Origin of the sequence: Halosimplex rubrum, assembly GCF_013415885.1 — an archaeon.
GTDB classification, from domain to species: domain Archaea; phylum Halobacteriota; class Halobacteria; order Halobacteriales; family Haloarculaceae; genus Halosimplex; species Halosimplex rubrum.
The window spans coordinates 915,977-939,043 of record NZ_CP058910.1 but is presented as its reverse complement, the minus strand read 5'-3'; the positions used below and the strand labels follow the sequence as shown (position 1 = coordinate 939,043).

The window sequence follows — 23,067 nt, the reverse complement described above, 5'->3', positions numbered from 1 at the left end:
CGGTGATTCACGCGTGGGTTTCGATCACGGAGCGAAGCTGAGCTTCGTCCTGCATTCCGACGAGTCGTTCCGCCGGCTGTCCGTCGGCGAACAGAACGAGCGTCGGAACGCCCCGAACATCGTACTCGGCGGCGAGTTGCTGGTTCGCGTCGATATCGATCTTCGCTACAGTCGCACCGGTCTCGGCCGCGATCGTTTCGACGACTGGTTCGAGCATCTGGCACGGACCACACCAGTCGGCGTAGAAGTCGGCTAGCACGAGGTCGTACTCGGTGACAGTTTCGGATAGCTCGGGCCTACCGTTGATCTGGACCGGTTCGGACGGGATCGTCGAGGCAGACTCCTCAGTACCGTCCGTTTCAGTCCGATTTCGAAGCTCCGCCAGTTTCTGTCGCCGGATCTCTTCAATATCTTCAGCCATTAATTGCTCGTTAGAATCGCGCCGCTTTAATTGTTTTGTGGATATTGAACAATACTATTTTGTGATGGAAGTGAGTGAATTGGGTCAGGAACAGGACTGCAGCGGCTGGTTCTCTCGGCTATCCGAGTCCCGACTATATCGATCTTCGAACTCCTGAATGAGCTGTCCGATATCCGCATACCAGTCGTTGAGCAACCGCTGCATATCGTGAGCAATTTTCTCGGGTGTCCGCGGACGATACACGTAGTAGTACCCACCGTTCTCGTAGTTTACTTGCTCCTGTACGACGACGCCAGCCTCGTGAAGCCGGGAAATCGAGCGATACGCCGTAGATCTCTCACAATCCAATCGGTCTGCTACGTCATCGACGGTGAGTCTCTCTTCCGCCTGTTGTAGCAGGCGGAAGACCGTCTGATCCCGCTCGTTGAGTCCGTGAACGCATCCCAGGAGGTCGAGACATCCCAGGTCGCGCTCAAGATCCTCACGCACGGAGGTGGCCATCATATCAGAGACTACGGTGACAGAGAAGATTTAAGATGTTCCCAAATACCACAATACTACATTAGCCCAGAATGTGGTGTGGCTATCCTGATTCCTGTTACCACCCTTTCCCTCGATCTTATCCAAAGATACTTTGTATTATATTCCCAATATAATACATTAATGGTGCTCCCAATCGACCCGAGCCAGATCGAGCTTGCGGACATCGGCGAAGTGATCGTGGCCGAAGACGGACTGTCCGTCTCTCCGTAGCAGTCGTCTCCCCGGTCGAGTTCCCTCCGTGTGGGCGAACGAGGGACCGTTCGATACAGGGGACGCGTACCTCGACAGGGAGGATCCAGAGGGGGACCCGTTCCTGACGGATCGTGTGGTATCTAATGCCCCTTATATTCTCATTACGATTAATACTTACCGCTGGCGCCACAAGTGTATCGTATGCCACAAGGCCAAGACTACGAGCACGAGAACGACCCGACGTCGCCGTCGAAGTACGAGTGTCTCCAGTGTGGCACCATCGTCGAGGCGGACTCTCACCCCGGCGCCTGTGAGTGTGGCGGCGAGTTCCAGAACCGGGCGAAGTCCCTCGAATAACCCTACTGAACTCCCCACCATGGCTTCCGATACCCCATCGACAGCGGAGGATGTAGACGCACGACAGGACGAAGCTCCGGAATCAGCGCTCGATACTGCCCGGCATCAGCTCAACGAAGCGGCCGCGTTCATCGACGTCGATCCAAACGTTGTCACACGCCTCAATTATCCCGCAGCAGTCCACGAAGTAACAGTTCCCCTAAAACGGGACGACGGTTCCGTCGAAATGTATCAGGGATTTCGGGCCCAGCACGATAGCGTCCGTGGGCCGTATAAAGGCGGCCTGCGATATCATCCGGGGGTCACCCGCGAGGAGTGTATCGGGTTAGGGATGTGGATGACCTGGAAGTGTGCAGTCATGGACCTCCCGTTCGGCGGCGCGAAGGGCGGCGTCGTCGTCGATCCCAAGGATCTGAGTGACGACGAGGTCGAACGCTTGACGCGCCGGTTCACCAACGAACTCCGCAACGTTATCGGTCCCATGACCGACATTCCGGCGCCGGACATGGGGACTGGCTCCGAGGAGATGGCGTGGATCATGGACGCCTATAGCGTCCAGGAAGCCGAGACGACTCCTGGCGTGGTAACCGGGAAACCACCGGTCATCGGCGGGAGTAAAGGGCGAGAGGAAGCACCCGGCCGAAGCGTCGCCATCATCACTCGCGAGGCCTGCGAGTACTACGACTTCCCGCTCGAAGAGACGACAGTCGCCGTCCAGGGCTTCGGGAGCGTCGGCGCAAATGCGGCCCGCCTGCTCGACGACTGGGGAGCGACCATCGTGGCCGTGAGCGACGTGAACGGTGCGGCCTACGATCCGGACGGGGTCGACACCCGCGCTATCCCGACCCACGACGAGGAACCCGAAGCCGTCACGAAGTACGCGGACGAGACGATCAGCAACGAGGACGTGCTCGAACTCGACGTCGACGTCCTGATCCCCGCGGCCGTCGGAAACGTCATCACCGAGAACAACGTCGGCGACATCCAGGCCGCCCTCATCGTCGAGGGGGCCAACGGGCCGATCACGTTCGCTGCCGATTCGATCTTAGCCGAGCGGGGAATCCCCGTCATCCCCGATATTCTCGCCAACGCCGGTGGGGTTACGGTCAGCTATTTCGAGTGGCTACAGGACATCAATCGGCGCGCGTGGTCGCTCGACCGGGTCAACGACGAGCTCGAAGCTGAGATGGTCGCCGCGTGGAACGCCGTCCGAGAAGAGTTCGAAGCCCACGATGCGACCTGGCGGCAAGGCGCGTACATCGTCGGACTTTCGCGGATCGCCGATGCTCACGAGAGTCGCGGGCTCTGGCCGTAATCCGGGTGGATATACGTTCTACCGTTCCGAGGAAGCGACCCCAAAAGAACAAGCGGGACCGAGCGGTAATACCACTCAATAGATCGAGGACTCGGACGGAAATGCCGAATCGATCCGGTCGTATCCCAGGCGTGGACGTTCGGTCACCGGCCCACCTCCCGTCGACGAGCGACGTTCGTTCGTCTGCGCACTGCGTCCAGCGTCCCGATCAACCGTCGTCGATTGTTCGATCGCATGGTCACGTTGGATCGATCGAACAGGTTCGCGGATCGCCGGCTCGCCCGAGGAAGATGGCGAGGAGGGCGATACCACCGATCCGGAGCAGGTTTCCGTCAAACGGGAGCGCCGCCATCGCGCCGACGAAGCCCAACGCCCCGAGGACACCTGCGCCACAGCTCGCACAACCGGCGGCGAGCTGGCCCGGAACGATCCCGGCGAGCGTCGACGCGCCAGCGCGCCGGGCGCGCCGGATGAGGGCAACGGCGTTCGTCACGGCGACGCCCGTCAAAAGCGCGTAGACGGCGACGAGTCCGATACCCAACCATCCGGTTCCGAGGAACACCTCCCGCGTGAGGGCCGTCACGGCGTACGCGAGGTCGGTCGGGTCTCGGGTAAGCACCTGTACTGAAAACTGCGGAAACGCACTCAGTACCAGTATGACGTAGGTTACACCCGTTGCGACGCCGGTGGTAAGCAACCGCCCGTTCGACGTGAGCGGATATACGAGTGCATCGCGGAGATCACGAAGCCACGCAGGATGGACTGCTGAATCCGTCTCTGTCATGCCTCTCTAACTCGATCGAGTGCGTCGGCGAAGTTGTCGTAGGGTTGTGCACCGACGATCTTTCCGGCGACGTCGCTCTCGCGGTTGTAGAGCACGAATCCTGGCGTCCCCTGAATTCGGGCCGACTGCGCCGTCGCGATGTCAGTGTCGATGGATTCGCGGATCGCATCGCCGCGGTCCTGTCGACAAGCGTCTACGTCGGCGACGGAGACAGCCTCCGTCTGTTCGGTGATGCTCGTGAACCGTTCCTCGTCCGCCCAATCGTGTCCTGACTCCGACTGGGCGTCGAAGGCCGCGCCGTGCCACCGCCAGAAGGCAGCTGGGTCGGTATCGGCGACTTGCTCCCAGACGCAACGGCCCCAGACCGCTGACGGAGTGGAGTACTCGCCGATGTTCGGATATGAGAGGGTAATTATTCGCGCTTGGCCAGCGTCGACGTAGTCGAGCCCAACGTCCGGGAGTGTCTCCGTCTCGAACTGCTTACAGAACGGGCACAGGTAGTCAGTCCAGTAGTAGATGTCGACCGGGGCGTCGGCGTCGCCGGCGATCGGTCGACCCGCGAGTTCCACCCCGAATCCCGTCGTCTCCTCGCTCGTGTGAAAGGTGTCGGGGACGTATTCCTGTCCGCCCGACTCGGAGCGCGACGCAAAATACGCGACAGCACCACCGAACGCGATGGTTCCACCACCGGCGAGGAGTGCTCGCCGCCCCGTAATATTGTTCTCTGTTTCCATCAATACACAGGCGTACATGAGGGTGACCGAAGGGTTTTACGACTACGTACCGGCGTAGGCGCAGTACAATACGGAAGAGTCTTTCCCGGCGACAACGATATTGCGGGCATGGGCCATCACACATTCGACGCGTCCCGGGCCGACAAACTCGAACGGGCCGAGCGGCGATACCGGTTTCTCTCGGCCGAGGAACTGCTCTGGGCGCTCGACCTCTCGTCCGACGAGACCGTCGTCGATCTCGGGAGCGGCACGGGATTCTACACGGACGACGTAGCGCCCCACGCGCGGACCGTGTACGGCGTCGACGTGCAGGAGGCGATGCACGACTACTATCGCAAGAGGGGCCTCCCCGAGAACGTCGACCTCTTCACCACCGAGGTGAGCGACCTGCCGGTCGACGCGGATTCGATCGATGCCGCCTTCTCGACGATGACCTACCACGAGTTCGCCAGCGACGACGCGCTCGCCGAGATCGATCGTGTCCTCGCGCCCGAGGAGCGACTCGTCATCGTCGACTGGAGTGCGACGGGGACCGAGGAGGCCGGCCCACCCCTCGATGAGCGGTTCACTGCCACGGAAGCGGCAGACGCACTGTCGAACGCCGGGTTCCACATCGAGCACGAGGCCGTTCGGCCAGAGACGTTCCTGTTGGTCGCCACAGCTACATGAAGCCCGGGGAAGGGTACGAGCCGGCAGCGTGAGGAGTGGTGCCGACTACCTCTCGTTCACGTTCGTTTCCGCAATCGGCCTCGAACGAACGGTCGTATCGGCGTCACACCGAGGTTCATCCGATCGAGTTCGACGACGTCGAACGATCGGTCGGCGGCGAACACGGACGCAGTCTGTCTCGTCAGGTGACAGCCGCCCGCGACCCGCTTCCAGACCGGTGCGAGAAGCGACTGGACGCGAGCACGCCACCCGTCGTCCAGTACGTGTTCGAAAAAGCGGAACTCGCCGCCGGGCCGTAGCACGCGGGCGACCTCCGAGAGCGCCGCCTCGATATCCGGGATCGTACAGAACACCATCGAGGCGATCACGACGTCGAACGAGTCGTCCTCGTACGGGAGCGATTCGGCGCCCGCTGCCCGGAGGTCGATCTCGAGTTCCAACTCGACCGCCTTCTCGCTTGCCTGTCGTCGCATGTGCGGGTCGGGTTCGATCGCGTGAAACGAGACGTTCCCATCGGCGACGGCGTCGAAGTACGGGAACATAGCTCCAGTTCCGGCACCGATATCGAGGACCGCACCGTGGATATCGTCGACCAAATAGCTTCGATGAGGGCGCAGTAGCGTTCGCTCGACGACTGCCATCGCCGGGTCGTATATCGCAGCGAACAGCGGATATGATGGCCCTTGTCGGTCGTCCATACGGTACCTACGGGCGTCTGTCTGATGAATCCAGAGGCGCGATCGGCGGCTTCGAGCGTCCCCACAGATTCTCCGCCGGTCGCTCATTGACATCCTCCCCGCGCTGAAGCGCGAGGATTCCTCCGTTGGGGATTCGGCTACCGACCCACGGATGCAACTTGCGGATTTGTGCGCACTTCTTTGGGACTTTCGTGAGAGCGTGGTGACTCCGACCAGTCGTGGTCGTCCCACTCGAATCGCACGGGCCGTGCCATCGGCCTGACTTCCGTATCGCTGTGTTCCCGAAGGAACGTCTCTGACGCCGTGAGGTCGGCGTGCCCCTCGAAACCGCACGGACACGTCAGCGTATCCTCGTGGCGAACCGTCTTTTCGCGGTCGCCACACTCGGGACACGTCTGACTCGTCCACGCTTCCGACTCGGCTTCGAGGCTGATGCCGGACTCCTCACGGACGCGCGCGAGACGGTGGATGAACTGCTTGAACGCCCAGAAGTTGTGCGTCTTCTCGTTCACCCTGACCGACCAGTGCGTTTCCAGCACGTCGGTCAAGTCGCCAACGTACACCGTCGCCACGCCCTCGTCGTACAGTCGTTCATTGAGACACGTCCCTCCGAGCCGCCCCTTCTCGACGATAGCCACTGATAGTCCCTGGTTCACAGCGACGTTCGCTACGTCGAGGCCGGATCCTGATCCGATGATCAGAAAATCGAACTCTTCCACGTAGAGCCAACGGTGCCTCACGGTTGTACGTTAGCAGCAACAGGGCTCATTGAACAGTTCGCAGACCCGTTTTTCTTCTTGTTCATTTACGGTGTAAGGAACCAACCTCGTGGAGTGGCACTGTCTAGTTCAGCGAGTTTGAGAAGCGAGGAGGTCGTAGCGAGAAGTGTCCGTGCAACTCCTAGACCTCCTCAGAGAGCCCTTAGACATCGAGAATCAAGACACTTGGGAGAATGATCGCACGCCGATACCCGTGCGCTGTTTCGCGGTCCGACTTCATTCGATGGGGCTGCCACTCCGTGAAGTCAAAGCTGTCCCTCACATACTTCTGTCAGTATCTAAAAATTTGGCTCTGGGATAGTAAGAAACCCAAGAGAAGGTCGTCTTGGGCTTTAGGGTATCGTGTGAGAGCCAAGGGCCGGATTTGAACCGGCGATGGGCGGCTCTGCAGGCCGCTGCGTTCGGCCGGACTCTGCCACCTTGGCGCGTCCGATAGTATCCGCCTGCGTCGCTTAAGCCCATCGGATTCTGGCCCGTCCGTCGGTCGCTTCCGGGAACCCGATCGACACTGTCGGCACTCGGTAATAAATGACGAAAACCCCCGACCAGCGATGAGACTGGTCGAGGGTGATGAACCTGGCCGGGATGGCCAGAAATGAGTGGAGGCGGCGAACCAGGTTTCCCAGAGACTCTCGTACTCCAGTACTCGCCGGAACGCAGGCGGGCTTAACGTCCGTGTTCGGGATGGGTACGGGTGTCGCCCCGCCGCTATGGCCGCCCTAACGCCGATCCGCGGAATCGAACCGCGTCCGAACACCGCGTTCGGATACCAGTATCGGTGGTCGATAGGAACCGTGTGATACGTGCGATCCAGATTGCGCCTGGACTCGTTCAGCGAGTCGCAGTGCGTATGATTGGTGGCTTCGGTCGATTAGTTCTCGCGGGCTGAACACCTCGTTGCCTCGGTGCGTACACCCCGAGTCTATCGATCTCGTCTTCTACGAGTGACCTCGGTGGTATCTCTTTTCCAGGTGGGTTTCCGGCTTAGATGCGTTCAGCCGTTACCCCGTGTGGCGTGGCTGCTCGGCAGCGCCCTCTCGGACGACCGATACACCAGTGGCCACCATCCGTAGTTCCTCTCGTACTATACGGACGTTCCCGTCAGATACCAATGACACCCCCAATAGATAGCAGCCGACCTGTCTCGCGACGGTCTAAACCCAGCTCACGACCTCCTTTAATAGGCGAACAACCTCACCCTTGCCCGCTTCTGCACGGGCAGGATGGAGGGAACCGACATCGAGGTAGCAAGCCACTCGGTCGATATGTACTCTTGCGAGTGACGACTCTGTTATCCCTAAGGTAGCTTTTCTGTCAGCAATGGCCCGCATCGAGCGGGCGAATTGGTTCGCTAAACCACGCTTTCACGTCAGCGTTCCTCGTTGGGAAGAACACTGTCAGTCCATCTTTTGCTTTTGCACTCTTCGCCGCGTTTCCGACACGGCTGAGATGGACTTGGGGCGCGCTCGATATCTTTTCAAGCGCGTACCGCCCCAGTCAAACTGCCCGGCTACCGGTGTCCTCCGCCAGGAGTGAGGGTCGCAGTCACTACCGGGTAGTGTTTCATGGATGCCTCGGTGGCCCGCTAGCGCGGGTACCTGTGTAACAGCTCCTACCTACACTGCACAGTAGCGACCACGTCCCAGCGACAGCCTGCAGTAAAGCTCTATAGGGTCTTCGCTTCCCCTTGGGGGTCTCCAGACTCCGCACTGGAACGTACAGTTCACCGGGCCCAACGTTGGGACAGCGAGGCTCTCGTTGATCCATTCATGCGAGTCGCTACTGAAGCGACAAGGTACTACGCTACCTTAAGAGGGTCATAGTTACCCCCGCCGTTAACGGGTCCTTCGTCCTGTTGTACCAGGTGTTCAGATACCCGCACTGGGCAGGATTCAGTGACCGTACGAGTCCTTGCGGATTTGCGGTCACCTATGTTGTTACTAGACAGTCGGAGCCTCCAAGTCACTGCGACCTGCCTCTTTCCGAGGCAGGCATCCCTTCTTCCGAAGGTACGGGACTAGATTGCCGAATTCCCTAACGTCGGTTGATCCCGACAGGCCTAGGCTTTCTCCGCCATGGGCACCTGTGTCGGTGCTCGGTACGGACATCGTCCTCGTCTTTTCACGGGCCCCAGGTTGAACCGAATTTCTCTATCCCGCCGTTCGTCCGCTTCGTGCCATTACGGCTTCCACGGAGTTGGACAGTTCGACCGGGCGATGGCCCGGCTCGGTCTACCCCAAGGCGTCGACTTTGAGTGGACGGTGGCGCAGGAATATTAACCTGCTTCCCATTTCGTCTCATTCGAATTGCGGTGAGACTTAGGACCGGCTAACCCTCAGCTGACGAACAGTGCTGAGGAACCCTTGCCCTTTTGGCCGTCAGGATTCTAACCCGACTTTCGCTGCTACTATGACCAGGATTTTCGTTTCTAATCGGTCCACACGAACTCTCGGCCGTGCTTCCACCCGATCAGAACGCCGACCTACACAATCGCTCTGTAACGAGCGTGGTCAGGTATCGGTGGTGGACTTGAGCCCCGATCATTTTGGGCGCCTCAAACCTCGGCCGGTAAGCTGTTACGCTTTTCTTGGAGGGTAGCTGCTTCTAAGCTCACCTCCCGGCTGTCTAGGGCTTGAGACCACCTTCGATCGCACTTAGTCCACACTTGGGGACCTTAACCCGACTCTGGGTTGTCTCCCTCACGGTACACAGGCTTACCCCGCGCACCGAACTCCCCGCGTCAAAAGCGTTCGTAGGTTCGGAGTTTGACAGGACGGCCGACCTCTCTCGAGGGCGGTCCGCCCAATCAGTCTCTCTACCCCACGAACTACCTCGGCAGGGGTAATGCTTCGACATTTGTCGGTCGGAACCAGCTGTTGCCGAACTCGATGGGCCTTTCACCCCTACACGTAGGTCACGTGAGGGTGTTGTAAAACACCAACACTAGCAGACCTCCACGTGCCTTTCGGCACGCTTCGTCTTGCCCACGCGTAGATCGTCCGGTTTCGGGTCGTGTCAGTTTGACTCCCCGCGCTTGAACACGGCGGCCCTGGTGCAAAGCACTGCGGCCATGTCGGTTTCCCTGTGCCTTCCCGGATGAACCGGTTAGACTCGCCAAACGGACACACTCCCTGGTTCGTTTTTCAAAACGTACGACGGAACATCGGCTCCCGTTCGGTCCTACTGGAGGCTCGCGCCTCTGTCGTTTTCGAACGGGCCTTTCATGCCCCGTCGCTCCATCGCCACCTGATTTCAAGCCCTGTTTCGCCTCCCTTCTGAGGGTACTTTTCAGCGTTCGCTCGCGCTACTTGTTCGCTATCGGTCTCGAGGAGTATTTAGCCTTGGCAGTAGATGCCTGCCATATTCACGAGGGATTTCCAACCCCCGCTACTCCGGAACCGGCTCACGTCATACTAGCTTCCGTTACGGGGCTTTCACCCTGTGTCGCGCTCCGTTCCAGGAGACTTCACAGAAGGGTTCCGACGATGAGTGCCGGCCCAATACACCACATTGCCCGAAGGCTTCGGTTTGGGCTGTATCGCGTTCACTCGCGGTTACTGACGATATCTCACTTGATTTCTTTTCCGACCGGTACTAAGATGTTTCAATTCCCGGCGTTCCCCATTGCGCGAAGCAATTGCGGTGGGGATTCCCATTCGGATATCCTGCGTTCTTCGCTTCCATGCAGCTCCCGCAGGCTTATCGCAGCTTGGCACGTCCTTCGTCGGCTCTCGAGCCGAGCTATTCACCAGGTGGCATAGCAGCCACGTTAGTGGAGAAGGTCCGGTGAGGGACCTTCAATGTGGAGGTCCGGTGAGGGACCTCCGAATGTGGAGATCCAGTGATGGATCTCCTACGTCGTTGGACTCGATGAACGAGTCCAGTGGACGCCTGGATCGCACGTACACACAGTCTCATCTGCACACCCACGAGTGAGGTGGCGCGTGCATCGACCCTTCCCATCCGCGTTCGCACGGGATGGTGCACCGGTCTTCCGTACTACGATTCGAGTGGAGTGACCCACTTAAGGGACACGGTTCGAATCGCCGTACGTGACATGGACCCACTGGGATTTGAACCCAGGGCCTCCGCCTTGCAAAGGCGGCGCTCTGCCGCTGAGCTATGGGCCCGTCGTTAACCCTGGTAGTTCATAGGTGCCCGGTCTGCGGGCGGTCGCGGGACGCTAGAAGGTGGGCTGGGGCGACGCCCCAGTCCCGGTCAGTAGGAGGTGATCCAGCCGCAGATTCCCCTACGGCTACCTTGTTACGACTTAATCCCCCTTGCGGAGCCCAGATTCGACCATCGCATGATGGCCTCATCCGGACCCCACTCGGGTGATTTGACGGGCGGTGTGTGCAAGGAGCAGGGACGTATTCACCGCGCGCTTCTGACACGCGATTACTACCGAATCCAGCTTCATGAGGACGAGTTTCAGTCCTCAATCCGAACTACGACCGGGTTTAGGGGATTAGCGTATCCTCTCGGATTAGCTTCCCACTGTCCCGGCCATTGTAGCCCGCGTGTTGCCCAGCACATTCGGGGCATGCTGACCTACCGTTGCCCGTTCCTTCCTCCACGTTAGCCGTGGCGGTCTCCCTAATGTACCCAGCCACCACAAGGGTGCTGCTGGCAATTAAGGATGCGGGTCTCGCTCGTTGCCTGACTTAACAGGATGCCTCACGGTACGAGCTGACGGCGGCCATGCACCTCCTCTCAACGGCGTCGGGTAAGGTCATCAACCTGACCATCATTACCGTTGTCGGTGCTGGTGAGATGTCCGGCGTTGAGTCCAATTAAACCGCAGGCTCCTCCGGTTGTAGTGCTCCCCCGCCAATTCCTTTAAGTTTCATCCTTGCAGACGTACTTCCCAGGCGGCTCGCTTCTCGGCTTCCCTACGGCACAGCACAGGCTCGTAGCCTGTGGCACACCTAGCGAGCATCGTTTACAGCTTGGACTACCCGGGTATCTAATCCGGTTCGAGACCCAAGCTTTCGTCCCTCACCGTCGGGTCCATCTTCTCGAGGCGCTTTCGCCACCGGCGGTCCGTCCAGGATTACGGGATTTCACTCCTACCCCAGACGTACCCCTCGAGTCCTCTGGCCCCAAGCCGAACAGTTTCCGCTGGACGCCCACGCGTTGAGCGCGTGGATTTCCCAACGGACTTGCTCGGCCGGCTACGGACGCTTTAGGCCCAATAAAATCGGCCATCACTCGTGCTGCCGGTATTACCGCGGCGGCTGGCACCGGTCTTGCCCAGCACTTGTTCCTGTACCACCTTACGGTGCAGAAAAGCGAGGACTGTATGCCCTCGCACTCGGAGTCCCCCTATCGCACTGTCGTGCAGTGTAAAGGTTTCGCGCCTGCTGCGCCCCGTAGGGCCCGGAATCTTGTCTCAGATTCCGTCTCCAGGCTCTTGCTCTCACAACCTGTACCGATTATCGGCACGGTGGGCCGTTACCCCACCGTCTACCTAATCGGCCGCAGCCACATCCTATGGCGCCGGAACGTTTCCAGCTCGCTGCACTCCAGCATGCGAGCTGTATCGGATATTAGCCTCAGTTTCCCGAGGTTATCTCCGTCCATAGGGTAGTTTGGCCACGTGTTACTGAGCTATCTGCCGCGGGTCTGAACCCGCGCGACTAGCATGGCTAAATCGGACTCCGATAGCAATGGCCTCCGGCAGGATCAACCGGAATGTCCCCTGCAAAGCAGGGGGGTTAGGCGGGAACACACTCGATATGAGTGTGATCTCGATCGCTATCGTTGTCTAGCATCCGGCGACACGCAGTCACAGACCGAGTGTCACCGAACTACCAGGGCTAACATCAGATCCCATCTGTACGGCGGACCGCAGGGGTGGAATCCTCATTTCCTTCGGACCTCAACGTAGGTCGAGGAGGGTACATAACCCCTTCGACATCGCGTCGGTCCGGACGGCCGGGTTTCGTCGGCCCCGACCGGGCCGCGCTTGCAATCCATCCGAGTGCCCTGTTACACTTAAGGGCGTCGGATCGATTCCCGTCGAAACCGCACGACGGGACGGGGACAGGTGCCCGATCCGTTCGGCCGGTCGTCCGGCGAACGAGGGGCGCGTCCCGCGGCCCGGCGGGGGCGTGTGCCCCGCGCCGCTTCGTATCTATTCCGATGGGGGTGATTCACTTAAGGCCGTCGAATCGGTACCCGCCACGTCATGCGATTTCATGGGTCCAGCTCACACGAGCGACCGGGTGACGGGCGGGAGTCGGAGCCGTCGCTGGTCGAGTCGGGTGTCGCGTGGCAGGAGGGCGGCCAGTCATCCCGCGCGTCGCGCGCTCGGTGTGGCCGAGTGGGAGCCACGCATCCGCTCGTCGGGGCGGCTGCCCTATGTAGTTCACGCACGCCGAGCGCGACACGCGGGTGATGGTCCCGCGGCTTGGACGGGATCGGGCGTCGGAGGGGGGGAGTCGGGGAGAACTGTCAGCGACCGACTCAAATATCGTCGAGGTGTTCGACGCCCTGTTTCGACACGTTCGCCTTCGTGATCTCGTCGACCTGGTTCATCCACACGTCCGAGGGGTCCTCGGCGTCCCACTCGTTCATGTCGACGTCCGGCGGCGACTCCTTCCAGGACCACCCCTCGTAGATGTGGACCTTGTGCGTGCCCTTCTCCCGCAGGCGGATCGACTCCCGTGCGGCCGCCGCTTCGCTGCTGGCCGGGTCGAGCCGCCGCGCCGCCTTCAGTGCCGCCTGCCGAGGTGTACTCCCCGAAAAGACGCTGTCTTCCTCACCGTTCTCCGTCCTGAGCGCGAAGTTGCGCTTGTCGCTATCGGGTGCCATTGGTTCGACCGCTCCATGACAACCCAGCACATGATTCATTATAAATATACCCCCGGATCGGGGCGCGTGCTGGCGATTCGTTTATAAGCTGGCCCGGTCGGTGGGCTGACGGCGGTCGATATCGACCAGATTTCCGCCTCGAGCGGGGGGAATAAAACTCGCGCGCACGGTCGATCAGCGCCGTCGGAACGGGATCGACCGCGACCGGCGGGCGGGCACGGTAGACTTAAGTGGATCCTGCGGCGAAGGGCCGAATAGGATAGCGCGATGGTGCGAAAGAAGAAGCTCAGCCCGAGTGGCGCCAAAGACGAGGACGGCGAGTACCACAACGTCCATATCAACATCCACGAGGACGAGCTGGCCGTCGCCGGCATGGAGATCGGCGACGAGGTGTTCGTCCGGGTCCGCGACAACAAGATCATCATTCAGAAGGCCGACCCGGACGACGTGGAGCACGAGTTCTAGCGCCCGGGCCGGCCCCGCCCCACCAAGGGGCGATCTCACCCCTATGAACGCGTACGATATCGCAAAACCACTGTTGTTCTCGCTCCCCGCAGAGACCGCCCACGGCCTCGGCCACGGCGTCGTCGGCCTCGCTGGCCACGCACCGCTCGACCGCGCGCTCGCCCGGCACTACGCCGTCGACGACCCGCGGCTGCGCGTCGACGCGCTCGAGCAGTCGTTCCCCAATCCCGTCGGGGTGGCCGCGGGCTTCGACAAGAACGCCGAGGCCGTCCGCGGACTGGCCGCGCTGGGCTTCGGCTTCGTCGAGGTCGGCGGCGTCACCGCCGTCCCCCAGTCGGGCAACCAGCGCCCGCGGATGTTCCGCCTGCGCGCCGACGACGCCGTCATCAACCGCATGGGCCTCAACAACGACGGCGCCGAGGTCGTCGGCGAGCGCCTCGCGGCCCTCGACGCGCCGGTCCCCGTCGGCGTCAACATCGCCAAGTCGGAACACGTCGACACCGCGGGCGCGCCCGCGGACTACCTGGCCACCTACGAGGAGGTCGCCGCCGGGGGCGACTTCTTCGTCGTCAACGTCTCCTGTCCGAACTCCCAGGGGTTCGAGGAGCTACAGAACCGCGAGGCGATGACGGCGATCCTCACCGAGCTGCAGGACGCCGGCGCCGCGCCGCTCCTCATCAAGCTCTCGCCGGACCTCCCCGAGCCCGCGGTCGCGGACACCCTCGATCTCGTCACCGAACTCGGATTGGACGGCGTCGTCGCCACCAACACCTCGACGGAACGACCGGACGGCCTGGAGAGCCCCAACCGCGTCGAGACCGGCGGGCTCTCGGGCGCCCCTATCGAGGCCCGGGCCACGGAGATGACCCGCTTCGTCGCCGAACGCGTCGACGTACCGGTCGTCGGCGTCGGCGGCGTCGCCACCGCGGAAGACGCCTACCGGAAGATCCGCGCGGGCGCCTCGCTCGTCCAGCTGTACACCGCCTTCCTCTACCGCGGCCCCGCCATCGCCCGCGAGATCAATCTCGGCCTCCTCGACCTGCTGGAACGGGACGGTTTCGACTCGGTCGAAGCGGCCGTCGGTGCCGACCTGAACTAGCGGGGCGACGGGCGCGGCGGGACGAGCGGACGGCGCTACTCGATGTCTTTCCGCCGGAAGATCACGACTGCGAGCGCGAGCAGCGCCAGCGTCGCGGCGACGAGGACGGCGGCGTCGCCGAAGACGTACTCGCTCTCCCGGAGGACGGCGTTGGGGTCGACGTACCGAGTCGGAGAGACGGCGCCCACGGCCTCGAAGTCCGTGTCGGTGACGAGCGACTCGGCGAAGAAGAGCCCGACCAGCGCGCCGGCGGCGACCCGCTGGGCGACCCCCGCCCGGTCGAAGACGACGGAGGCGACGAGGCCGAGCGCGGCGCAGGTCGTGAGATACGGGACCGAGAGCAAGTGGACGGCGGCCACGTCGACGGCGGAGACGGGGTAGCCGACGACCTCGGTGGCGACGACCACGACGACGGGGACGACCGTCGAGAGCGCGACCAGCGGGACGGCAAGCGAGGCGAACGATTCGAGGACGACCCGCGCCCGCGAGACCGGCAGCGAGAGGAGCATATCCATCCGCTCGCGCTCGACGTCGGCGGCGATCAGCGACGCGCCGGCGTAGGCGAAGTAGATCCCGACGACCAGCAGCCAGCCGAACGTGTACAGCTCGGAGGCGAGATACCCCTCCATGGTCGCCAGCGACTGGACGCCGAAGGCCTTCGAGAGCGCCTCCGGGTAGGCTTCGAGCAACTGGTCGATGTCGGCGCCGAGGCTCTCGGCGAAGGTCGGGTAGACGAAGATATAGAGAAGGGCGAACCCCGCGAGCGCGGCGGTCGCGGCCGCGGCCCCGCGGATCCGGTGGCCCCCCTCGTAGCGGGCTATCTCAAGCATCCGTTCCCCCGTAGAACCGCATGAACACCTCTTCGAGCGGTGCCTCCTCGATGTCGAGGTCGAGGACTCGCCGCTCGCCCAGCGTTGCGATCAGCTCGTTCACGTCGCCGGTGAAGGTGAACGTACACTCGGTGATCGGGCCGTCGATGCGGCGGCGGCCGGTCGCGTCGGAGGCGTCGACCGCGTCGGCGGCGTCCTCGGCTCGACCGCCGTCGGTCGTGCTGCAAGAGATGTCGTGGACGCCGTCGACATCGAAGGCGGCCGGGCCCACGTCGCCCGCGACGCGCACGCGAACGAACTTGCCTGTGCGATGGAGCAGGTCCTCGATCCGTTCGGTCGTCACGAGTCGCCCCTCGCGGAGGATGGCTACCCGGTCACAGATCCGACGGACCTCGCTGAGGACGTGCGAGGAGAGGAAGACTGTGAGGCCGCGCTCCTGCTCGGCCTCGACGAAGTCGTTGAAGGCCCGCTGCATGAGCGGGTCGAGGCCGGCGGTGGGCTCGTCCATCACGACCAGGTCGGGGTCGTGCATGAACGCCTGGACGAGCCCGAGCTTCTGGACGTTACCCGTCGAGTAGTCCCGAACCTTGCGGTCGACCGGCGGATCGAACGTCTCCAGCAGCTCCCCGCGGCGCTCGTCGCCCTTGATCGACGCGTGCAGGTCGAGGATCTCGCGGCCGGTCACGCCCTCGTCGAACGCGGGGTTGGCCGGGAGGTAGCCGATCCGTCGCTTGGCCGCGATCAGGTCGCGCTCGTCGGTCACGTCGTGGCCGAGGACCGTCCCGCCGCCGCTCGTCGGCGACTGGAACCCCATCAGCGTCCGGATGGTCGTCGTCTTCCCCGCGCCGTTGGGGCCGAGGTAGCCGAACACCTCGCCCTCCTCGACGGCGAAGGTCACGTCGTCGTTGGCGAGGACCTCCCCGTAGTCCTTGGTGAGCCCCGCGACTTCGAGCGCTGCCATGCCTCTCAGTGCGACGGGCACCCACTAATAGCCTCGCCGCGGCCCGCCAGGAGTGTTCAGTACAGGCGGTGTCGGTTGCGGTGCGGTCGGCGCGCGCTGTCGCGGCCTCCGTGGCGCGACGTAGCCGCGCGTGGCGGCGATAGCGTGGGAGCGAAGCTCCCACGGACCGTGCGAGCGGGCCTCCGGCCCGCGAGCAGACGGCTCCGCCGTGAGCGGGCGGTGCCGAGAGCGCGGATCTCTCGTGCGACTTCCGTCCGAACCGATCCCAGCAGACACAACCGATCGACGAGCACACCGAACCGAAGGGTACCGATCCGCCGCTCTCGGCACCGAATCGTTTTCCGGACACCGATTCAACCCCGCTCCATGGACGCACAGGACCGCGTCGCCGCGTTCGCCGACGAACACGACATGGACGCCGACCCGGCCTACCGTGTGCTGGACCTGGCCGCCGAGGTCGGCGAGATCGCCGCCGACGCAGCCAAGTCCAGCGAGTACGGCGCCGCACCCGAGGAACTGGCCGTCAGCGAGGACGAACTCGGCGACGCCGTCTTCGCGCTGCTGGCGACCGCCGACGCGCTGGATATCGACGCCGAGGAAGCGCTGGAGACCTCGCTGGCGAAGTACGAGCGTCGGCTGGCGGAGTCGGGGTCGGCCGGCTCGGAGTGACCGTCGGCTGCTAGCGGATCGCCCACAGAAAGCGGCTCGGGGGAACGGACGGATACGCCGTCAGTCGCTTCGCAGCGCGTCCAGTTCGAACTCGGAGGCCGCGACGGGGACCTCCAGGTCGTACTGCGACCACCTTTTTCCGGTTCGGATGTCCTCACCCGGCTTCGCCGGGTTGCGGGCACCGCTCACCGCAAAAAGATGGGGCAAAAAGACGCTCGCTCACTCCGTTCACGGGTCGCTTCGCTCCCCGTTCACACCGAGGTGCGTCCTCCGGTCGCACCTCGCCCCGTTCGCTCGCGGAGCTACCGGAGCGCGTCCAGTTCGAACTCGAAGGCCGCGACGGGGACCTCCAGATCGTACTCGACGAGCACCTTCGGGTGGACCTCGCCGATGACGCCGACCTTCCGGCCGTCGATGACGATGTCGGCGGTGCGGCCGGAGATGAACGTCGGGTGGTCGGTCGGCGGGGTGGCCAGCTCGACGTCGAAGGCGCGACACAGCGCCTGGAGGCTGGCCTTGGCGTCCTCGTAGGAGGCGTCGTGGCGGGCGAGCGCGGCCGCGACGGTGTGCCGTTCGTCGACCAGCGTCGGCTGGGTCTCGTCCTGCTCGATGGCGAGCCCGACCTCCGAGAGGTGCTGGGGGTACGACCGGTGGGTGTTGTTTTCGAGGACGAGCATGATCGAGGGCAACGCCCAGGTGCGGACGATCTCGTAGTCCTCGCTGTAGGGTTCCCCGATGACGGCGGGTTCGCCGCCGCCGAGGGCGTCGCTGCCGCGCTCGACGCCCGGTCGCTCGTAGTTGGCCGCCTCGCTGATGAGGTGGAAATTGAGCAGGTCCTCGAAGCCGAGCCCGACGAGCGACTCGCGGGCGGCCCGCTCCAGCCGGGAGCGGTCGTGGCGACCGCCGACGGTGGACACGTCGGGGTAGCGGGGGTCGAGTTCGTTGAACCCGAAGGCCCGGCCCACGTCGTCGATCACGTCGACGGGGTGGAGCACGTCCACGCGGTAGGGCGGGATCTCCACCTCGTAGGACAGCGCGTCGGCGCTCGCGTCCGGGGTCTCCCGCCGCTCGGGCTCGCGTTCCGTGTCGTCGTCCGCGGCGGCGTCCAACCCGGCGCGCTGCATCAGGTCGACGACTTCCTCGCCGTCGAGGTCGATCCCGAGCATCGACTCGATGTCGGCGTGGTCGACGGTCTTGGTCTTCGTCTCGAAGTTCGGGCGGACGAGCGTGTTGCCCGCGTAGTCGCCGCTTGCGTCGTCGGCGTACTCGATTTCGATCTCCTCGACGCGGCCGCCGCGGGCGTCGAGCGCGTAGCAGACGATGTTGAGCATGTGGTCGATCGTCCACTGGTCGGTGCCGGTCATCTCGACGAACAGATCCCGGGAGTCGGTGGTGACCTCGGTGCGCTTGCCGTTGATGATCGGCGGGAACGAGAACATCCCGACGTCGTCGTAGATGGCCGGCATCGACCCGTAGTCCTCGACCAAGTCGGAGAACTTGTTTGCGGTGTGGTGGGCCATCAAGACCTCCTGGGGAGTCATCTCGTGGTTCTCCTCCAGGGGGACGAAGCGGTCCTCGCGCTTGCCGATCCCGGTGTAGCGGACGGAGTTGCCGCCCGAGGGCGCGACCTCGGTGCGGGGGTCGGCCTCCTCCTCGGGCGTGTCCTCGCCGCCGGTAGCGCCGACCTGGCCCTTCAGCATGGTCAGGTCGTGGACGCCGATGGCGCCCTTGGCGCGCTGGCGGCCCATCGTCGCGTGGAGCTTCTCCTGCAGCTGGATGAGCGATTCGAGGGCGGCCTCGTCCATGTCCAGCCCGCGGACGACGGCGCCGGTGACGTACGGGCGCTCGTCGGGCACGTCGGCGTCGACCTCGATGGTCCAGTCGGCGTCGTTGGTCGTCGGGACGTAGACGCCCCGGTCGTCGCCGTACTGGTAGCGCAGCGAGCGGGCGACACCCTCGACCGAGAGGCGGTCGAGTCGGTCGGGCGCGAACTCCAGCTCGAACTCGCCGTCGTCGGTCTCGCCCTCGTACTCGAGGCCGAGGGCGAACATGTCCTCGCGCAGCTGTTCGTCGCTCTTCTCGTCGTGGCCGGTGAGCTCTCGGAGCTCGTCGGGGTCTATCTCGACGGTCGGCATCAGTACACCACCTCCTCGTTCCGCAGGAACTCCAGGTCCACGAGCGTGCCGTGGACGTCGCGGATGTCTTCGGCGCCGGTCGCGAGCATGAACAGCCGTTCGAGCGCGAGTCCCCACGCCATCACGTCGGCCTCCACGCCGAGCGGTTCGAGCATCTCCGGGCGGAAGATGCCCGAGTTACCGATCTCGATGAGTTCGTCCGTCTCGGGGTGGCGGCCGAACAGCTCGAAGCTCGGCTCGGTGTAGGGATTGTAGTGGGGCTTGAACTGGATGTCGGTGATGCCGAACTGCTCGTAGAACTCGGTGAACGTGCCCATCAGGTCCCGCACCGAGAGGTCCTCGGCCATCACCCAGCCCTCGATCTGGAAGAACTCCAGCAGATGCGTCGAGTCGAGGGTGTCGTTGCGATACGCTTTCTCGATGGAGAAGTACCGTTGGGGCGGTTCCAGGTCGCCCTCGGCGAGGCCGGCGAGGTGACGCACCGAGAGGTTCGTGGTGTGGCCGCGCAGCGCGAGCGCCCGGGCGAAGTCCTCGTCCCAGGGGGAGTGATACCCCTCGCCGTCGGGGCCGACGCCGTCGCGGTGGGCGGCCTCGACGCGGTCGACGAGATCCGGCGGGAGGTGCTCGCGGTCGATCGCCGCCGGCTCCTCGAGGGCGAAGCGGTCCCAGTGGTTGCGCGCCGGGTGGTCCTGGGGCATGAACAGGCAGTCGTTGATGTAGAAGTCGGCGTCGACGTGGGGCCCCTGCATCTCCTCGAAGCCCATCCCGACGAGCACGTCCGTGACGCGCTCGGACATCTCCCGCAGCGCGTGGGGCTTGCCGCCGTGGACCGTCTCGGCGTCCGCCTGGACGTTGTACTCGGCGAACTCGACCGCCTCCCACTCGCCGGAGGTCAGCAGTTCCGGCGTGATCTGACCGACGGTCTCGGCGACCTCGATGCCCTCCATCATCGCGGTGACGCCCTCGTCGGTCAGCGTGACCTCCCGCACCGTCGACTCCTCGCGTTCGACGAGCCCGCGGCGTTCGAGCGACGCGACGGCTTCCTCGTCGGCCTCGTCGGGGGCGATCTCGCCCTCCTCGCCGCGGAGCACTTCGAGGAGCGTGCGCTCGGCATCGGCTTCGAGGTCGAAGTCGGGGTCGACCTGGATGGAGCCGCTGTCGATGGTCCCCATGCCCTTGCGGGCGAAGTTCGAGAGCGCGATCTCGACCTGTTCGTCTTCCAGGCCGCCGCGGCCGATGGCCTGACCGAGTTCGATCGGCTCGTCGACGGCGTCGTTGGAGAGGCCGCCGACCCAGAGGCTGTGTTCGGGCAGGCCGTCGTAGGCGTAGTCATCGCCCTCCTCGGTGAGGACGAGTTCGGCGTCGGTCCGTTCGGTGACGGCGAGCAAGCCCTGTGCTTCGAGTTCGAAGGCGGCGCCGGCCACCGCCTGGACCTGCTCGCCGGTCTCCTCGGCGATCTGTTCGACTGGTGTGGGGTCGTCCGCGCTCGCGGCTTCGAGCACGGCGACCTGCGTTTCCGGAAGTTTCATTCGTTGGTCGTGAATCTGCGTGGTCGTCAGTTAACGGTTGCGAGGTCCGAGCGAAGCGAGGCGCGACCACCGGGAGCGCCTCGGCGACGCGAGCGGGAAACGGCGGTTCCCGCGAGACGTGAGGACCTCGACGATGCGAGCGGCCGCGGGCCACGGGTGACGCGGTCGGCGCCGCGCCGCGAGCCGACGCGGACGGTTTCCGCCGGGACCCCGGGCGTTCGTTTCGACACGAACCGTCGGCCCGGGCGTCCGCCGTCCGTCAGGCGCCGGAGAAAAACCCGAACCCGGATCGCACTGCTGGCCGTTCGCGTGCGATCCGTCCCGTCGAGGGTTCGGGTGCCATGTGAAGGCCATTCACGGCGCCGCGCAAAAGCGTTCCGGACTCGACGACCGGGTCCGACCACCGCGACCCGTCCGAGGTGACCACGAGGCAACGTCTATGCCGCCGGGTCACAAAGGGCGCGTATGGACCGCACTCGCAGCGCCGTGGGTAACTTCGCGATCAACTTCCTCGTGGGCTACGTCCTCGGTCGCGTCCTGCGCGACCGCGACACCGGGGTTCGGGCGGGCGTCGTCCTCGGGACCGTGGGTGCCGTCGCGAGCTGGCGACTGGCCGAGCGGTTCGACGCCGGTGGCGCCGAGCCCGCCGCCGAGCCGATCGAGATCGAGATAGAGGAGTAGCGGCCGCTACGACGGTGGAAAACGGAGAATCCGCGGATAGGATCTACGAGCCGCCGCCGACGACGACCTCGACGGTCCCGTCGGCGTAGGCGATCTCCACGTTCGACATGAAGTTCCCGCGGTGGGCGACCACCACGGTCGTGTCCTCGGCCGGTCGCGTGACGTTGACGGCGTACGTGTCGTCGCTTCTGGCCTCGGCGTAGGCCTCGGTCGCGTTGACGAACTCGTCGGCTTCGGACGCCGAGTCCCAGCTGTGGACCCAGACGGCGCCGGCGGAGCTGTTGCGGGCCGAGGTGAACGCCATCCCGGTGTCGTCGCCCCAGCCATCGGCCGCGGCGGCGGCGTCCGAGGCCGAGAGCTGGCTTCGGAGGACCGCTCGGGTCCCGAGTTCACCGAGCGTCGACTCCAGGAACGGCATCCGCTCGTCGATCCACCAGTTCGACACGTCGGTCCTCACCGAGAGGTCGGTCGGCCCCTCGTCGGTGTCGTGGAGCAACTGCTCGGTCGTCTCGGGAAGGCCGTCCTCGTAGATCGACGGGATCTCGCTGGCCGAGTCGATCTGCGAGTCGACGTACTCGGCGCCGTAGTAGTTCAGCGCGTCGAAGGTCGCCCACTCGTAGGGCGTCGACGCCTCGAAGGCGGCGTCGGCGGAGTCGTGCGCGGTCACGAGGTTGCCGTCCAGGTCGTACTCGTCGGCGTACTCGCGCATGACGGCTTCCAACGTCCCCCGCAAGACGGCGCTCTGGGAGCTGTTGGTATCGATCCAGTCGTTCTGGTAGTGGATCCCGAGTGCGAAGTTGTATGCGAGGAGATACTCGGTCCGGGAGCCGTTCAGGTCGAAGACGGTCTCGTCGTTGAACAGGACCGAGTTCTCTTCGGGGTCGTACGTCGCGTTGACCGGGACCCGCAACCGCTGTGGGTCGTCGGGCAGCCCGACCATCGCGGTCACGAACGCGGTCGACTGATTCTGGCCGGTCGGCAGGTTCGTCACCCTGACGCCCGGCGCCTCGGCCTCTACGTCCATGATCTCGGTGACGCGGCTGAAGACCTCGCTCGCCGAGGGGTCCATCGGTTCGGAGACCTCGCGCGGCGCGTCGACGTTCCCCTGTGCTGCGCCGTCGACGCCGTCGTCGCCACCGCCGCCACCGCCGCCACCGCCGCCGAGCATCCCACACCCGGCGAGACTCGCGGCCGTGACGACCAGCACGACGATCGCGAGCGACCGGGCCGTCGTCATCGCGCGACCGAACCGGCCTCGCTCGTCCGTGTCGATACTACCCCGTCCACTACCACTGTCAGTCATCCGCTCGTTCGTATGCCACTTACGAACATTACCCTTGGGGATTCGTGCCGCGTTCGTGCGGGTGTGCGAGACGGCCGAGACCGCCGT

19 protein-coding genes, 2 tRNA genes, 3 rRNA genes and 1 pseudogene are annotated in these 23,067 nt (G+C 63.9%); 7 read left to right on the top strand and 18 right to left on the bottom strand.

The window, feature by feature from the left end:
• Positions 1 to 7 precede the first annotated feature (7 nt).
• Positions 8 to 421, bottom strand: coding sequence for a thioredoxin (trxA, locus tag HZS55_RS04690; protein ID WP_179910575.1), 414 nt, complete (start codon positions 419 to 421; stop codon positions 8 to 10).
• A gap of 84 nt (positions 422 to 505) precedes the next feature.
• Entirely contained in the window at positions 506 to 922 is a 417-nt protein-coding gene (locus HZS55_RS04685; protein ID WP_179911790.1) for a helix-turn-helix domain-containing protein, read from the bottom strand.
• 435 nt (positions 923 to 1,357) lie between these two features.
• Between HZS55_RS04685 and HZS55_RS04680 the strand changes: the two genes are divergently transcribed.
• On the top strand, positions 1,358 to 1,513 hold the full coding sequence (locus HZS55_RS04680) for a rubrerythrin-like domain-containing protein (RefSeq protein WP_179910574.1): 156 nt from the start codon (positions 1,358 to 1,360) through the stop codon (positions 1,511 to 1,513).
• A gap of 19 nt (positions 1,514 to 1,532) precedes the next feature.
• Positions 1,533 to 2,828 (top strand): glutamate dehydrogenase GdhB, encoded by a 1,296-nt coding sequence (gene gdhB, locus HZS55_RS04675; protein ID WP_179910573.1) that lies wholly within the window; start codon positions 1,533 to 1,535, stop codon positions 2,826 to 2,828.
• A gap of 238 nt (positions 2,829 to 3,066) precedes the next feature.
• On the opposite strand, the gene HZS55_RS04670 is transcribed toward gdhB, so the two are convergent.
• Complete coding sequence (locus tag HZS55_RS04670) at positions 3,067 to 3,612, bottom strand: hypothetical protein (protein ID WP_179910572.1); 546 nt, start codon at positions 3,610 to 3,612, stop codon at positions 3,067 to 3,069.
• Positions 3,609 to 4,346, bottom strand: a complete 738-nt coding sequence (locus HZS55_RS04665) for a DsbA family protein (protein WP_179910571.1) — start codon at positions 4,344 to 4,346, stop codon at positions 3,609 to 3,611. The genes HZS55_RS04670 and HZS55_RS04665 overlap by 4 nt, the downstream gene beginning before the upstream one ends.
• A gap of 108 nt (positions 4,347 to 4,454) precedes the next feature.
• Between HZS55_RS04665 and HZS55_RS04660 the strand changes: the two genes are divergently transcribed.
• Positions 4,455 to 5,015, top strand: coding sequence for a class I SAM-dependent methyltransferase (locus tag HZS55_RS04660; RefSeq protein WP_179910570.1), 561 nt, complete (start codon positions 4,455 to 4,457; stop codon positions 5,013 to 5,015).
• 56 nt (positions 5,016 to 5,071) lie between these two features.
• Here the strand turns inward: HZS55_RS04660 and HZS55_RS04655 are convergent, their stop codons facing one another.
• From HZS55_RS04655 to HZS55_RS04620, 8 genes and pseudogenes are all read right to left on the bottom strand, one after another.
• Positions 5,072 to 5,713 carry a class I SAM-dependent methyltransferase gene (locus HZS55_RS04655; RefSeq protein WP_179910569.1) on the bottom strand — a complete coding sequence of 214 codons (642 nt, stop codon included), beginning with the start codon at positions 5,711 to 5,713 and terminating at the stop codon, positions 5,072 to 5,074.
• A gap of 137 nt (positions 5,714 to 5,850) precedes the next feature.
• A pseudogene (locus HZS55_RS04650) lies at positions 5,851 to 6,312 on the bottom strand (zinc ribbon domain-containing protein); the annotation flags it as partial.
• Positions 6,313 to 6,841: 529 nt separating this feature from the next.
• A tRNA-Cys gene (locus HZS55_RS04645) sits at positions 6,842 to 6,917 on the bottom strand.
• A gap of 175 nt (positions 6,918 to 7,092) precedes the next feature.
• Positions 7,093 to 7,214: ribosomal RNA gene (gene rrf, locus HZS55_RS04640) — 5S ribosomal RNA — on the bottom strand.
• Positions 7,215 to 7,344: 130 nt separating this feature from the next.
• Positions 7,345 to 10,265 (bottom strand): 23S ribosomal RNA (locus tag HZS55_RS04635).
• Between the two features lie 285 nt (positions 10,266 to 10,550).
• Positions 10,551 to 10,622, bottom strand: a tRNA-Ala gene (locus HZS55_RS04630).
• 93 nt (positions 10,623 to 10,715) lie between these two features.
• Positions 10,716 to 12,188 (bottom strand): 16S ribosomal RNA (locus tag HZS55_RS04625).
• The 16S, 23S and 5S rRNA genes sit together here with 2 tRNA genes alongside, the layout of an rRNA operon.
• Positions 12,189 to 12,960: 772 nt before the next feature.
• Positions 12,961 to 13,308, bottom strand: a complete 348-nt coding sequence (locus tag HZS55_RS04620; protein WP_179910568.1) for a non-histone chromosomal MC1 family protein — start codon at positions 13,306 to 13,308, stop codon at positions 12,961 to 12,963.
• 267 nt (positions 13,309 to 13,575) lie between these two features.
• On the opposite strand from HZS55_RS04620, the gene HZS55_RS04615 reads away from it, so the two are divergent.
• Complete coding sequence (locus HZS55_RS04615; protein ID WP_006882158.1) at positions 13,576 to 13,773, top strand: hypothetical protein; 198 nt, start codon at positions 13,576 to 13,578, stop codon at positions 13,771 to 13,773.
• 43 nt (positions 13,774 to 13,816) lie between these two features.
• Complete coding sequence (locus tag HZS55_RS04610) at positions 13,817 to 14,872, top strand: quinone-dependent dihydroorotate dehydrogenase (RefSeq protein ID WP_179910567.1); 1,056 nt, start codon at positions 13,817 to 13,819, stop codon at positions 14,870 to 14,872.
• A 35-nt stretch (positions 14,873 to 14,907) separates the two neighbouring features.
• Here HZS55_RS04610 and HZS55_RS04605 read toward each other — a convergent pair whose 3' ends face one another.
• Together HZS55_RS04605 and HZS55_RS04600 are read right to left on the bottom strand one after the other, a co-directional pair.
• Entirely contained in the window at positions 14,908 to 15,702 is a 795-nt protein-coding gene (locus tag HZS55_RS04605; protein ID WP_179910566.1) for an ABC transporter permease subunit, read from the bottom strand.
• Positions 15,695 to 16,663 (bottom strand): ABC transporter ATP-binding protein, encoded by a 969-nt coding sequence (locus tag HZS55_RS04600; RefSeq protein WP_179910565.1) that lies wholly within the window; start codon positions 16,661 to 16,663, stop codon positions 15,695 to 15,697. Before HZS55_RS04600 ends, HZS55_RS04605 begins: the two co-directional genes overlap by 8 nt.
• A gap of 366 nt (positions 16,664 to 17,029) precedes the next feature.
• Between HZS55_RS04600 and HZS55_RS04595 the strand changes: the two genes are divergently transcribed.
• Positions 17,030 to 17,332 (top strand): MazG nucleotide pyrophosphohydrolase domain-containing protein, encoded by a 303-nt coding sequence (locus tag HZS55_RS04595; RefSeq protein ID WP_179910564.1) that lies wholly within the window; start codon positions 17,030 to 17,032, stop codon positions 17,330 to 17,332.
• Positions 17,333 to 17,392: 60 nt separating this feature from the next.
• On the opposite strand, the gene HZS55_RS22780 is transcribed toward HZS55_RS04595, so the two are convergent.
• The 3 genes from HZS55_RS22780 to pheS all read right to left on the bottom strand — a co-directional run bounded on the left by HZS55_RS22780 (position 17,393) and on the right by pheS (position 20,996).
• On the bottom strand, positions 17,393 to 17,521 hold the full coding sequence (locus HZS55_RS22780; protein WP_281372963.1) for a hypothetical protein: 129 nt from the start codon (positions 17,519 to 17,521) through the stop codon (positions 17,393 to 17,395).
• 113 nt (positions 17,522 to 17,634) lie between these two features.
• Positions 17,635 to 19,467 carry a phenylalanine--tRNA ligase beta subunit-related protein gene (locus HZS55_RS04590; RefSeq protein ID WP_179910563.1) on the bottom strand — a complete coding sequence of 611 codons (1,833 nt, stop codon included), beginning with the start codon at positions 19,465 to 19,467 and terminating at the stop codon, positions 17,635 to 17,637.
• Positions 19,467 to 20,996 (bottom strand): phenylalanine--tRNA ligase subunit alpha, encoded by a 1,530-nt coding sequence (gene pheS, locus HZS55_RS04585; RefSeq protein WP_179910562.1) that lies wholly within the window; start codon positions 20,994 to 20,996, stop codon positions 19,467 to 19,469. The genes HZS55_RS04590 and pheS overlap by 1 nt, the downstream gene beginning before the upstream one ends.
• 465 nt (positions 20,997 to 21,461) lie before the next feature.
• Here pheS and HZS55_RS04580 point away from each other — a divergent pair, with 465 nt between their 5' ends.
• Positions 21,462 to 21,677, top strand: a complete 216-nt coding sequence (locus HZS55_RS04580; RefSeq protein WP_179910561.1) for a hypothetical protein — start codon at positions 21,462 to 21,464, stop codon at positions 21,675 to 21,677.
• A 43-nt stretch (positions 21,678 to 21,720) separates the two neighbouring features.
• Here the strand turns inward: HZS55_RS04580 and HZS55_RS04575 are convergent, their stop codons facing one another.
• A complete protein-coding gene (locus tag HZS55_RS04575; protein ID WP_179910560.1) occupies positions 21,721 to 22,980 on the bottom strand; it encodes a hypothetical protein in 1,260 nt (419 codons plus the stop codon).
• Positions 22,981 to 23,067: the final 87 nt, after the last annotated feature.

What these genes read in the sequence shown, in the direction of transcription:
- trxA (WP_179910575.1), bottom strand. Translation starts at nt 421, where the DNA reads ATGGCTGAAGATATTGAAGAGATCCGGCGACAGAAACTGGCGGAGCTT.
- HZS55_RS04685 (WP_179911790.1), bottom strand. Translation starts at nt 922, where the DNA reads ATGGCCACCTCCGTGCGTGAGGATCTTGAGCGCGACCTGGGATGTCTC.
- HZS55_RS04680 (WP_179910574.1), top strand. Translation starts at nt 1,358, where the DNA reads ATGCCACAAGGCCAAGACTACGAGCACGAGAACGACCCGACGTCGCCG.
- gdhB (WP_179910573.1), top strand. Translation starts at nt 1,533, where the DNA reads ATGGCTTCCGATACCCCATCGACAGCGGAGGATGTAGACGCACGACAG.
- HZS55_RS04670 (WP_179910572.1), bottom strand. Translation starts at nt 3,612, where the DNA reads ATGACAGAGACGGATTCAGCAGTCCATCCTGCGTGGCTTCGTGATCTC.
- HZS55_RS04665 (WP_179910571.1), bottom strand. Translation starts at nt 4,346, where the DNA reads ATGGAAACAGAGAACAATATTACGGGGCGGCGAGCACTCCTCGCCGGT.
- HZS55_RS04660 (WP_179910570.1), top strand. Translation starts at nt 4,455, where the DNA reads ATGGGCCATCACACATTCGACGCGTCCCGGGCCGACAAACTCGAACGG.
- HZS55_RS04655 (WP_179910569.1), bottom strand. Translation starts at nt 5,713, where the DNA reads ATGGACGACCGACAAGGGCCATCATATCCGCTGTTCGCTGCGATATAC.
- HZS55_RS04620 (WP_179910568.1), bottom strand. Translation starts at nt 13,308, where the DNA reads ATGGCACCCGATAGCGACAAGCGCAACTTCGCGCTCAGGACGGAGAAC.
- HZS55_RS04615 (WP_006882158.1), top strand. Translation starts at nt 13,576, where the DNA reads ATGGTGCGAAAGAAGAAGCTCAGCCCGAGTGGCGCCAAAGACGAGGAC.
- HZS55_RS04610 (WP_179910567.1), top strand. Translation starts at nt 13,817, where the DNA reads ATGAACGCGTACGATATCGCAAAACCACTGTTGTTCTCGCTCCCCGCA.
- HZS55_RS04605 (WP_179910566.1), bottom strand. Translation starts at nt 15,702, where the DNA reads ATGCTTGAGATAGCCCGCTACGAGGGGGGCCACCGGATCCGCGGGGCC.
- HZS55_RS04600 (WP_179910565.1), bottom strand. Translation starts at nt 16,663, where the DNA reads ATGGCAGCGCTCGAAGTCGCGGGGCTCACCAAGGACTACGGGGAGGTC.
- HZS55_RS04595 (WP_179910564.1), top strand. Translation starts at nt 17,030, where the DNA reads ATGGACGCACAGGACCGCGTCGCCGCGTTCGCCGACGAACACGACATG.
- HZS55_RS04590 (WP_179910563.1), bottom strand. Translation starts at nt 19,467, where the DNA reads ATGCCGACCGTCGAGATAGACCCCGACGAGCTCCGAGAGCTCACCGGC.
- pheS (WP_179910562.1), bottom strand. Translation starts at nt 20,996, where the DNA reads ATGAAACTTCCGGAAACGCAGGTCGCCGTGCTCGAAGCCGCGAGCGCG.
- HZS55_RS04580 (WP_179910561.1), top strand. Translation starts at nt 21,462, where the DNA reads ATGGACCGCACTCGCAGCGCCGTGGGTAACTTCGCGATCAACTTCCTC.
- HZS55_RS04575 (WP_179910560.1), bottom strand. Translation starts at nt 22,980, where the DNA reads ATGACTGACAGTGGTAGTGGACGGGGTAGTATCGACACGGACGAGCGA.